The sequence below is a fragment of the Azospirillum sp. INR13 genome, assembly GCF_015390205.1.
Classification (GTDB): Bacteria; Pseudomonadota; Alphaproteobacteria; order Azospirillales; family Azospirillaceae; genus Azospirillum.
Window position 1 is genome coordinate 17,087 of record NZ_VUOI01000034.1, and the last position, 10,725, is coordinate 27,811.

Consider the following 10,725-nt stretch of genomic DNA (forward strand, 5'->3'; position numbering starts at 1 on the left):
AGTGGCGGAGTGGGAAAGGGGCATGAGGTCAGGTACGGGCGGGGGAAGAGGACGGGCGCGCCGCGGCCAGGATGGCGGCGACCGCCGCCGGTTCCGGCGCATCGGCCAGTTCCTCCAGCGTCATCGACAGCTTGCGGCGCCAGTTGGGATACTGGTCGGTGGTGCCCGGCAGGTTGACCTGATCGCGCTCTCGGGTCAGGTCGTCCAACTGCGCCACCGCCAGCGCCGCGTTGGTGCGGGCGAGGAAGGCATGCACCGCATGGTCCAGCGCGTCGTCATAGGGACTGTCGGCCCCGAAGCCGGCGGGCAGGGCGATCCCGGCGGCGCAAAGGGCATCCACCAGGGCACCGCGGTCCGCCGACCGGCGGACCTGCTGCTTCTCCTTCTCGTCATCCGCCGGATAGAGGCCCTTCTCGGCCTTCAGCGCGATGTCGTCGCCCTCCCACCAGCCGCGCAGCGTGGCGAGGTCGTGGCTGCCGACGGTGGCGAGCGCCAGTTCCGGATACTCGTCCGGTCCCTTGAAGGCGCCGTCCTCGGTCCATTCGAAGAAGACGACGCGATAGCTCAGCACCCCGGCCTCGGTCATCCGCTCGCGGAAACCCTCCGGCACGGTGCCCAGATCCTCGCCGACGACGAGGCAGCGCCGACGCTGGCTCTCCAGCGCCAGGATGCCCAGCAGATCCTCCATCGGATAGGCCACATAGGCGCCTTCGCCCGGCGAATTGCCGTCGGGGATCCAGTAGACATGCTGGAGCGCCATCGCGTGGTCGATGCGCAGCGCGCCGGCATGGCGCATGTTGGCGCGCACCAGATCGATGAAGGGCTGATAGCCGGCATCGCGAAGCGCCCGCGGATGGAAGGGCGGCAGCCCCCAATCCTGGCCGGCCGGATTGAACAGGTCGGGCGGGGCGCCGACATGGGCGGCGTCGACCACCGCCTGCGGCGTCATCCAGGTTTCCGCCCCGCCGGCATCGGCACCGACCGCGAGGTCGCGGTAGAAGCCGATCGTCATCCCCAGCTCGGCCGCCCGCTCCGCCGCCGCGCGCAGCTGGTCGTCCGCCAGCCATTGCAGCCACGCGAAATAGGCGACGCGGTCGGAATGTTCCTTGCCGAAGCGCTCCACCGCCGGCGCCGCAGCATCGTGGAACTCGGCCGGCCACTGGTGCCAGTCGGCCTTGCCGTCGGCCGCGAAGCGTTCGCGCAGGGCCTGGAAGGTGGCGAACCGCTCCAGCCCGATGCCGCCCTCGGTCCAAAAGGCGTCGAAGGCGGCGCGCCGCTCCGGCTTGGCGGAGGTCCGGAAGGCGGCGAACAGCTTTTCCAGGATCGGCAACTTCAGCCTGGACACCGCAGTGTAATCGACGTTGGCGGAGGCGCGGGCCTCCTCCAGCGCCTGCCGGAACTCCGGCGAAGCGACCTCCCGGCGCAACTCCGCATCGTCGAGGAACTCCGGCACCGCGGTGACGTCGATGTAGAGCGGGTTCAGGAACAGCCGGCTGGCCGGGGAATAGGGGCTGGCATGTTCGGGATTGTCGAGGAACATGGCATGCAGCGGGTTCAGCCCGACCACCGCCGCCCCGCGCGATGCTGCGATGTCGGCCAGCGTCCGCAAATCGCCGAAATCGCCGATGCCCCAGTCACGGTCGCTGCGCAGGGTGTAGAGTTGCGCCGACAAGCCCCACAGCTTCTCCCCCACCAGCATCGGCGTCGGCAGATGGCAGCGGGCCGGCGCCAGGACCAGCCGGGTTTCCGCCGCGCCATGCTCCGTCTCCACCCGCAGCGTGTGGTAGCCGGCCTTGTCCAGCTTGCCCAGCGGCAGGCGCCGTTCGGCATAGCTCACGTCGCCGACGGTGATGCAGCGGCAGCGCGGCAGGCTGCCGAAGCCGACGACGCCGCTCTGCGTCTCCCCGCTTTCCAGCGTCAGGGTGTAGCGCAGGGTGCGGGTGCCGTGGGGCAGGGTGACCGGCGCCGTCACCGCCTCGCCCGCGCGGCGGACCACCACCGGGGGCAGGGCGCGGCCATATTCCTCCTCGTCCAGCCGGTCGAGCAGCGCAAGCGCGGCGGCCTCGTCCCCCGCCTCGACCCCCATAGCCGACAGCAGGGCGCGGATGGTCTCCTCGCTGGCCGTCACCGTCTCCCCGGCGGCATTGTCGAAGGAGCGCTCGATGCCCATGCGGTCGGCAAGCCGGTCGAGCGCCGAGGCTTCCTCCAGCCACAGCACCACCGACCAGGGGCCGAGCGTGTCGCCGGTCAATCCAGCGCCCTCGGACCACAGCACGCGGCCCTTGGCCTCGGGAAGCCGGATGCCGGCGTGTCGGCCAGATTGGCGAAGGCATGCAGCCGGCTGCCGTCGCCCAGCCTCCAGCAGACGGTCAGGCCTGTCTTGCCGACGACACCATGGCTGGCCGCTCCGCCGGGCACGCCGTCCAGCCGCGGCACGATCTCCGTCCGGCGCAGGGCGAGCGCGCGGCGATACCAGTCGAGCCACTCCGCATGCTCCGGTGTCCCACGGGCGTCCCAATCCAGCTTGGCCGACTCCGCCGTCTCCGGCGCGGTGGGATCGGGGATGCGGGCGCGGGCGTCGGGGTCCTGGAACTCGGGGAACTTGGCGAACTCTTCCGCCCGGCCCTTGCGCACCGCCTCGGCCAACTCCTCGCCGAAGTCGCAGAAGAAGGGGAAGGGCTTGGCCGACGCCCATTCCTCGCCCATGAACAGCATGGGGATGCCGGGACCCAGCAGATAGAGGATGGTTGCGGCCCGCACCGCCTCGGACTTGGCTATGTGGGTGATGCGCTCGCCGAAGGCCCGGTTGCCGATCTGGTCGTGGTTCTGGATGAAGGTGACGAAGGCGGTGGGCGGCAGATGCGCCGACGGCTCGCCACGCAATTCTCCGTCGCGGTAGGCCGACGGGTCGCCCTGAAAGGCGAAGCCCTCCGCCAGGGCGCGGCCCCATTTCGCCGGATCATGGGCGTAGTCGGCGTAATAGCCGCCGTCCTCGCCGGTCGCCGCGCTGTGCAGGCAATGGTGCAGGTCGTCGTTCCACTGGGCGGAGTGCCAGCGCGGATCGCCCTCGCGGTGGCGGGCCAGGAAGCGCGCCTGGTTGGCGTCGTTCTCCAGCACCAGATGGACGTGGCGCTGGTTCTGGAAGTGGCTGTGCACCCGCTCCGCCAGCTCTTCCAGGACGTGGCGGTCGCTGTCGTCGATGATGGCGTGGACCGCGTCCAGCCTCAGGCCGTCGAGGTGATACTCCTCCAGCCAATAGAGCGCGTTGTGGATGAAGAAGTCGCGCACCGGCCCGCTACGCTCGCCATCGACGTTGATGGCGGCGCCCCAGGGTGTCTTGTGGCGTTCGGTGAAGAAGCTGTTGGCGAAGGCGTGGAGGTAGTTCCCCTCCGGTCCGAAATGGTTGTAGACGACGTCGAGGAAGACCATCAGCCCGCGGGCGTGCGCCTCCTGCACCAGCGTCTTCAGATCCTCCGGCCGGCCATAGGCGCTGTCCGGCGCGAAGGGCAGCACGCCGTCATAGCCCCAGTTGCGCGTTCCGGGGAAGTCGGCCACCGGCATCAGCTCGATGGCGGTGACGCCCAGCTCGACCAGATCGTCCAACCGGTCGATGGCCGACAGGAAGGTGCCTTCTTCGGTGAAGGTGCCGACATGCAGCTCGTACAGCACCGTCTCGTGCCAGGGGCGGCCGGTCCAGGCGGCATCGGTCCAGGCGTGGACGCCGGGGTCGATCACCTCCGACAGGCCATGCACGTCGTCCGGCTGGAAGCGCGACGCCGGATCCGGCACCGCCAGCCCGTCCGGCAGGACGAAGCGGTACCGGCTGCCGGCCTGCGCCCGCGCGGTGGTCAGGCCGAACCAGCCATCGCCCTGGTCCTCCATCCCAACCGGCTGCCCGCCGTCGTCGAGCGACAGCAGCACCGACGCCGCCGACGGCGCCCAGATGGAGAAGCGGACGGAGCCGTCTGCCTGCACTTCCGCCCCGAAGGGCATGGAATGGCAGCGGCGGCGCTCGTCCACCGGGGCGATGCGGTCACGGTCGCGGCTGGCGATCTCCGGCCCGGCATCGGCGCGGATGATGGCGGTGACGCCGGCCAGCGGAATCGCCACCCAGCCCGGCCGGTTGGCCAGCTCGTAGCCGACCTCGTACAGCGCCTTTTCCAGCAGGAACAGCTTCAGCAGCGTCGGGGCCGCCTGCGGATCGCGCGGGAAGCCGGGGCAATCGCCGATGGCGTTGCGGTAGCCGTCGAGGAAGGCGGCCGACGCCGCGCCTTCCCACCAGGACAGCCACGCCGTGCGGGCATCGCGGGACGGCCCGTCGAGGTCGCCCGGCATCGCGTCGCGCGCCATGGCGGCGGCGTAGGCGATGGAGCGCAGCATGCCGGCGACATCGCGCAGGATGCAGTGCTTGGCTCGCCGTTCGGCCAGCGGCCGCATCGGCTCGCCTTCGAAGTCGACGATCTGCACGTCGCCGCGCGACACCAGCACCTGCCCCAGGTGATAGTCGCCGTGCAGGCGCATGGCGCTGAGGTCGGCGGTCGCCGGGATCAGCGCGTCGATCTGCGCCATCATCGCCGCTTCGCTGGCGGCGAGCGCTTTGGCCTGGGGCGCGATGGCGGGGTCAAGCGTCGGAGCGGCGGCGCGCAGCCGCTCCAGCACCCGCTTCGCCAGGGTGCGGACGCCGCCGGCCCACTCCTTCAGCCGCTCCGCCGTCGCCGGCTCGGGCGTGAAGGCATCGCCGCCGCCGGGGGTGGCGAGTGCGCGGTGCAGTTCCGCCGTCCGCTGGCCGAGCAGGCGCAGGAAGGCGACGCTGTCGGCGTCGGCGGCCTGCGAGGCATCGCCGTCTGCGAAGCGGGCGACGCGGTCGTTCAGGTATCCGGTGACATGGCCCCAGGCATCCTTGGCCTCCGGCACAAGTTCCTGCATCACGCACAGGGTGGTGGAGCCGGAGCTGTTGGCCCGCTCAACCCAGCCCAGCAGGGCCGGCGTGTTGGGGAACTGCGCAACCTCGGTCAGGAAGCGGCTGACCTCCAGTTCCGGGTGGGTGCCGGGTTCCAGCTTGCGCAGGCCCTTCAGGATGGCGACGTCGCCGATACGGATGGACGTGTTGGATTGTTCCGCCGTCATCCTGTGCAGCGGGGCGTCCGTGTCCAGCCTGTCGCCCAGCGCTTCGCAGGCGCGGGTGTGGCCGGCGGTCAGGCCGGGGGACAAGGCCGTTTCGCCCACGTCCAGGTCGCGCTTCAGGATCGCGCCCAGCAGCGCACGGACCACGCCGTCGTCGGCATAGCCGTCGCGCAGGCGGCCGGCGACCGGCAGATCCTCGGTCCCCTCGATCACCGACGGATCCTCGCCCGTGCCGCGGTCGAGGATCAGGGGAAGCTGGTAGAGCTGCGGCTCCCGCCCCGGGGGCTCGACGCGCAGCAGGCAGAGCTGTGCCTGCGATCCTCCGACGAGCGGCAGCGGCAGGGCATCGACGACGCGGACGACCGGCCGGCCGGCATCCTTGGCCGCATACCAGCGGCGGGTCAGCAGATGGTCCGGCAGCAGGGAGTCCTGGAGACGCGACAGGATCTCGCCTTCCAGAGGGCTCGCCAGGACATTCGAGTGGACGTGAGGCTGCGGCGCGGTGGGCACGAGGGCTCCTCCCCTGTTGAGCGCTGGGTGGCACGTCGCTCAAACAGAATGGAGGGGCAGCACGGAGGGAGGGAGTACCCGCACCCGCGAAGCCGCTTCCACGAACGACCGCGCCCTTCTCCCGAAAGAGTGGTCAGACAGTCCGCGGGTGGTGCGGCAGATGGGCGAGGCGACCGATCCGCTCGGCCACTTGCAACGCCTCGACGACATCGTCGAGCCGCCCGTCGCGCATCAGGTTGTGCGCGTGGGTGTTCAGCGCGGCGACGACGGCCCGCTCATCGGACACCCCGCGCGCCGGCTGACCGTCCGGGTCGAGCACGGTGGCGCCCAGCGCCGCCATTGCCTCCGCAGTCAGGTTCACGGCCTCGGACAGGGCCTCTTCGTCGTCTTCCGCTGCGGTCAGGATCGGTTCCAGAAGCTCCGCAAGGAGACGGGGGGTCATGGTGCTAATCCTCGGTGACATTCTCAGGCCGTCCCCATCGACGTCGATGCTGCATGTTCTTTCGATACAACAGCCGGAACGAAGGAAAGGTCCGTCCCGCCGAGCTGTCCGAAAGCCGGTTTCCCGAAACATGGAAAGGGCGCCTGGACACCTGAAGCGACATGGGAACCGCGCGTGCGGCCGGCAAGCGGAACCGGATGTCAACTGCACGGATGGGAGAGGGCGCCTATCGTTAAAGGGCGCTCTAACAATGTAAATCATCTATTGCAGTGACTTATTCAGAAGGTGCAGGGAGGCGGGCGATCTTGGCTAGGATGGTGTCGGCGGGCTTGGTCCATACGAAGGGCTTGGATGCCTTGTTGCGCTCGCGGATGTAGCGGGCAATGGCGCCCTGGAGGTCGGCCACGGACTTGAAGACGCCGCGCCGAATGCGTCGGCGGGTGATGATTGAGAAGAAGCACTCGACCGCGTTGATCCAGGAGGCCGAGGTGGGCGTGAAATGGAAGACCCAGCGCGGATGATCAGCCAGCCATTCCAGGACCTTGGGATGCTTGTGGTGGCGTAATTATCGACGATGGCATGGATCACCTTGCCCGCTGGGACGGCGCGCTCCACCGCGTTCAGGAACTTGATGAACTCCTTGTGGGTGTGCTTGGGCAGGCAGCGCCTGACCACCGTGCCGTCCAGCGTGTTCAGCGCGGCGAACAGCGTGGTGGTGCCGTTGCGCTTGTAGTCGTGCGTCATCGTCCCGCACTTGCCGGTTTCAGCGGCAGGCCGGGCTGGGTGCGGTCGAGTGCCTGGATCTGGCTCTTCTCATCGATGGACAGCACCACCGCGTGGCACGGCGGGTCCATGTAGAGGCCGACGATGTCCTCGACCTTGGCGGAGAACGCCGGGTCGTTGGAGCGCTTGAAGGTGCGGATGCGATGCAGCTGGAGGCGGTTGGCCTCCCAGATGCGCTGCACGGCGCGCAGGCTGATGCCGACCGCCTTGGCCTCCGCCCGGCCGGTCCAATGCGTCATCGCCCCGGGTGGTTCCGAGCAGGTCAGAGCCAGCACCTTGGCTACCGTAGCGGTGGGCAGCGGCGCCCGCCCAGGTTTACGTGTCTCATCACGCAGCAGCCCGTCCACGCCCTGTTCGGCGTAGTGCACCTGCCAACGCCAAACCGCCGGGCGGCTGACACCGGCGCGGCGCGCCACCTCCTGCACCGGTAGCCGCTCGGCCGAGAGCATGATGATGTTCGCCCGCTGCCCATGTTTGAGGGGGCGGTTCCGATCACCGAGGATCGCGGCCAAGCGCGCGCGGTCCTCCGGTCCAACGACGATGCTGACGGTCCGGGCCATGACGACAGAATCGCACGTCGAAAGCCCGTTGTGAATCCTATGTCTGTGTCAGTGCACTAGGCTGCGTGCACATCCAATTTATGGGAGAAATGATGTTGAGAAAAGCGCCAAACCGTATAACATGGGAAGGAAATGTGCAGCTTTTACTAAACCGGAATTTCGATTTTAGGAAATGCGATGATGGACGAAGCAAAATTTGACAAACAGAAATATATAAAAATCATACAAGAGAAGGGTGCCCCAAAATCCTGCCCGCTATGTGGATCAAATGATTGGATGACCGTAACGCGTAATGATGAAAGCACAGGAACAATGCTTCCAACACAAGGCATTGGTAGCTACATTGAGACCATTACAATAGGGTGCAGGAATTGCGGATTTCTTAGTCAACATGCAACCAAGATTTTGGATGGCGAGATAAATGGCGGACAGGGGTAACGTAACGCATTTGGATAGTCATCGCTCCGTTCCATCCAGTGGCACGCGTTCCCCCATTGACGGAGGGGGTGGCGGGGGCCATCCTCCTGGTATGGATGAATTGACTCGACGCGTTGACCGGCTGGATGGCCTTCTCGACGAGATGAAACCGCTGCTCGCACGTCTCGACGAGCGGCTGAATCATCTTGCGACCAAGGCCGACCTGTCGGCAACGAAGGGCGAGTTGCTAGAGAAGCTGGCAGAAAAGCCGGGCAAAGGTTACCTGTGGACAGTCCTTGCCGTGCTCGTCGGCGCGATCCTTGCCTCCGTCGCGGCTGGGATCAGTCTCAGATAGTCACTCGATGAAATCCTCCCGGCGCAGCCCGTAACGTTTCAACTTGTCATAGAAGGTCTTGCGCGGGATGTTCAGCGCTTCGATGGCGGCCTTCACGCTGCCGCGGTGGCGGGCGAGTTCGGACTGGATCAGGCCTTTCTCAAACAGATCCACCTGTTCCGCCAGCGACAGCGCGGACGGCGCGGCCGCCGGCGCCACCTCCTCCAACCCCAGCACGAAGCGGTCGGCGGCGTTGCGCAGTTCGCGGACGTTGCCCGGCCAGTCCCGGCTTATCAGACGCTGCATCTGCTCGCGGGTCGGCGCGCGCGGCGCGCGGTTGTACCGTGTGGCGGCCTGGGCGACGAAATGCTGGAACAGCAGCGGGATGTCGTCGCGCCGTTCGCGCAGCGGCGGGATGGTCAGCACCACCACGTTCAGCCGATAGTATAGATCGGCACGGAACGTCCCGGCATCCGCCGCCTGCCGCAGGTCCGCCTTGGTGGCGGCGACCACCCGCAGGTCGACCGGCACCTGCTCGTTCGACCCCAGCGGCTCGACCATCCGTTCCTGGATCACCCGCAACAGCTTGACCTGCAGCGACAGCGGCATGCTTTCGATCTCGTCCAGGAACAGGGTGCCGCCGCTGGCATGCTCGATCCGGCCGACGCGCCGCTTGGCGGCGCCGGTGAAGGCGCCGGCCTCATGGCCGAACAACTCGCTCTCGAAGATCGATTCCGGCATGGCGCCGCAGTTCAGCGCAACGAATGGGTTCTTGCGCCGTCCGCTCGCCTCGTGCAGCGCGCGGGCCACCATCTCCTTGCCGGTGCCGGTCTCGCCGAACACCAGCACGTCGGCATCGGTATCGGCGACCGCGGCGATGGTGGTGCGCAGCCGCTCGATGCCGGGGGTGCGGCCGACGATGGTCCCGGCGGGATCGGCACCGCCGGCGATCTGCGCCCGCAGCCGGCGGTTCTCCATCACCAGACGGCGCTTTTCCACCGCGCGGCGGGCGATCTCGGTCAGCCGGTCGGACGGGAAAGGCTTCTCCAGGAAATCATAGGCGCCGTTGCGCATCGCCTCCACCGCCATCGGCACGTCGCCATGTCCGGTGATCAGGATGACGGGCAGGTCGGGGTCGATCTCGCGCACCCGCGCCAACAAGGCCAGCCCGTCCATCTGCGGCATCCGCACATCGGTGACGAGGCAGCCCGGCCAATCACGGCCGAGATGGCGCAGCGCCCGCTCCGCCCCGTCGCAGGCGGTCACTTCGAACCCCGCCAGTTCCAGCGCCTGCTGCCCCGGCCACCCTCACCGCGCGTTCGTCGTCGACGAACAGGACGCTGCCGGCGTCGTCATGGGCGACGCTATCCAACGGGGACCGGGTCATGCAGGCTGCTCCGTGGTCTTGAGCCGCAAAGTGAAGACGGCGCCCTGGCCGGGCTTCCCCGTTCCGGTTGGCGGCGGTCAGGCTTCCGCCGAAATCCTCGACGATGCCGTGGCTGATCGACAGGCCGAGCCCCAGCCCCTCACCGGCCTCCTTGGTGGTGAAGAAGGGGACGAACAGGCGGGGCAGGTCGGCCTCGGCGATGCCGCTGCCGGTATCGGCGAGGCTCAGCAGCGCCTCCCCGTCCGCCGTGACCAGCCCGATGCGCAGGCGGCGCACCGGACAGCCGCGCATGGCGTCCGCCGCGTTGCCGATCAGGTTGACCAGCACCTGCTGCAGCCGCACATCCTCGCCCATCACCAAAACCGGCCGATCGGGCAGGTCGACCTCGACCGTGATGTCGTCCCGCCGCAGCTTGGATTCCAGAAGCGCCAGGGCTTGCCCGACGGCGGCATGAACCGACACCGGCCCCAGCGTGCCGGAGGCGCGGCGGGCGAACCCCTTCAACTGGCGGGTGATGGCCGCCATGCGGTCGGTCAGCTCCGCGATCTCTGCCAGATTGCCGCGCACCGCGTCCATCCGCCCGCGCTCCAGCAGAACCACCGCATTGTCGGCGAAGCTGCGCATGGCGGCCAGCGGCTGGTTGATCTCATGCGCGATGCCCGCCGACATCTGGCCCAGCGCCGCCAGCTTCGCCGCCTGGGTCAGCTCGTTTTCCGCCGCGCGCAGATCGGCGGTGGCGGCGGCGACCCGACGTTCCAGCTCCGCCCGCGATTCCTCCTGCAGGGCGATGCGCTCGACCAGCGCCACCCGGCGCAGCGCCACGGCATAGGCGGTGAGCGCGGCCATCGCCACCACTGCCGCGGCGAGCAGCCCGGCGACCCAGGCGCGGGCGGTGACCGGATCCAGGCTGGTCAGGCTGTGCAGGGTCCAATCGCCCGCCGGGCATGGCAACCGAGGTCAGCAGATAGTGGCGGAGCCCGCCCTTCTCCTCCAGCGCGATGCGGTCGGACGCGCCGCCGAACACCCAGGGCAGTACGTCCAGCCCTTCGCTGGTGCCTGCGGGACGATCGGCAGGCTGATCGGCAGCCGGCGGGGCAGGGCGTGATAGCGCCAGGAGGCATGTTGGTGATGAAGACCACCCGTCGCGGTCGGTCACCAGCAGCTTTTC

Annotated in this window: 5 protein-coding genes and 3 pseudogenes; 2 read left to right on the forward strand and 6 right to left on the reverse strand. The window is 68.3% G+C overall.

The window, feature by feature from the left end; translation table 11 throughout:
- Nucleotides 1-28: 28 nt before the first annotated feature.
- The 4 genes and pseudogenes from malQ to F1643_RS18725 form a co-directional block, all read right to left on the reverse strand.
- The gene (gene malQ, locus F1643_RS23915; RefSeq protein WP_370540698.1) at nt 29-2,275 is read right to left on the reverse strand and encodes a 4-alpha-glucanotransferase; all 2,247 of its coding nucleotides are present in this window, start codon (nt 2,273-2,275) and stop codon (nt 29-31) included.
- Entirely contained in the window at nt 2,248-5,634 is a 3,387-nt protein-coding gene (gene treZ, locus F1643_RS23920; protein ID WP_370540699.1) for a malto-oligosyltrehalose trehalohydrolase, read from the reverse strand. Before treZ ends, malQ begins: the two co-directional genes overlap by 28 nt.
- Before the next feature lie 133 nt (nt 5,635-5,767).
- Nucleotides 5,768-6,076: a hypothetical protein gene (locus tag F1643_RS18720; RefSeq protein ID WP_109086367.1), complete on the reverse strand. Its 309-nt coding sequence runs from the start codon at nt 6,074-6,076 to the stop codon at nt 5,768-5,770.
- Nucleotides 6,077-6,350: 274 nt separating this feature from the next.
- Nucleotides 6,351-7,419 (reverse strand): annotated as a pseudogene (locus F1643_RS18725) (IS630 family transposase).
- A gap of 177 nt (nt 7,420-7,596) precedes the next feature.
- On the opposite strand from F1643_RS18725, the gene F1643_RS18730 reads away from it, so the two are divergent.
- The gene (locus F1643_RS18730) at nt 7,597-7,857 is read left to right on the forward strand and encodes a hypothetical protein (protein WP_194914743.1); all 261 of its coding nucleotides are present in this window, start codon (nt 7,597-7,599) and stop codon (nt 7,855-7,857) included.
- Nucleotides 7,858-7,948: 91 nt separating this feature from the next.
- On the forward strand, nt 7,949-8,191 hold the full coding sequence (locus F1643_RS18735; protein ID WP_194914745.1) for a hypothetical protein: 243 nt from the start codon (nt 7,949-7,951) through the stop codon (nt 8,189-8,191).
- Here F1643_RS18735 and F1643_RS18740 read toward each other — a convergent pair.
- A pseudogene (locus tag F1643_RS18740) lies at nt 8,192-9,557 on the reverse strand (sigma-54-dependent transcriptional regulator).
- Between the two features lie 117 nt (nt 9,558-9,674).
- Nucleotides 9,675-10,403 (reverse strand): annotated as a pseudogene (locus F1643_RS23925) (sensor histidine kinase); the annotation flags it as partial.
- Between the last annotated feature and the right edge of the window lie 322 nt (nt 10,404-10,725).

Excerpts from the sequence above, each read along its gene's own strand:
- F1643_RS18720 (WP_109086367.1), bottom strand. The coding sequence starts at position 6,076 with ATGACCCCCCGTCTCCTTGCGGAGCTTCTGGAACCGATCCTGACCGCA.
- F1643_RS18730 (WP_194914743.1), top strand. The coding sequence starts at position 7,597 with ATGATGGACGAAGCAAAATTTGACAAACAGAAATATATAAAAATCATA.
- F1643_RS18735 (WP_194914745.1), top strand. The coding sequence starts at position 7,949 with ATGGATGAATTGACTCGACGCGTTGACCGGCTGGATGGCCTTCTCGAC.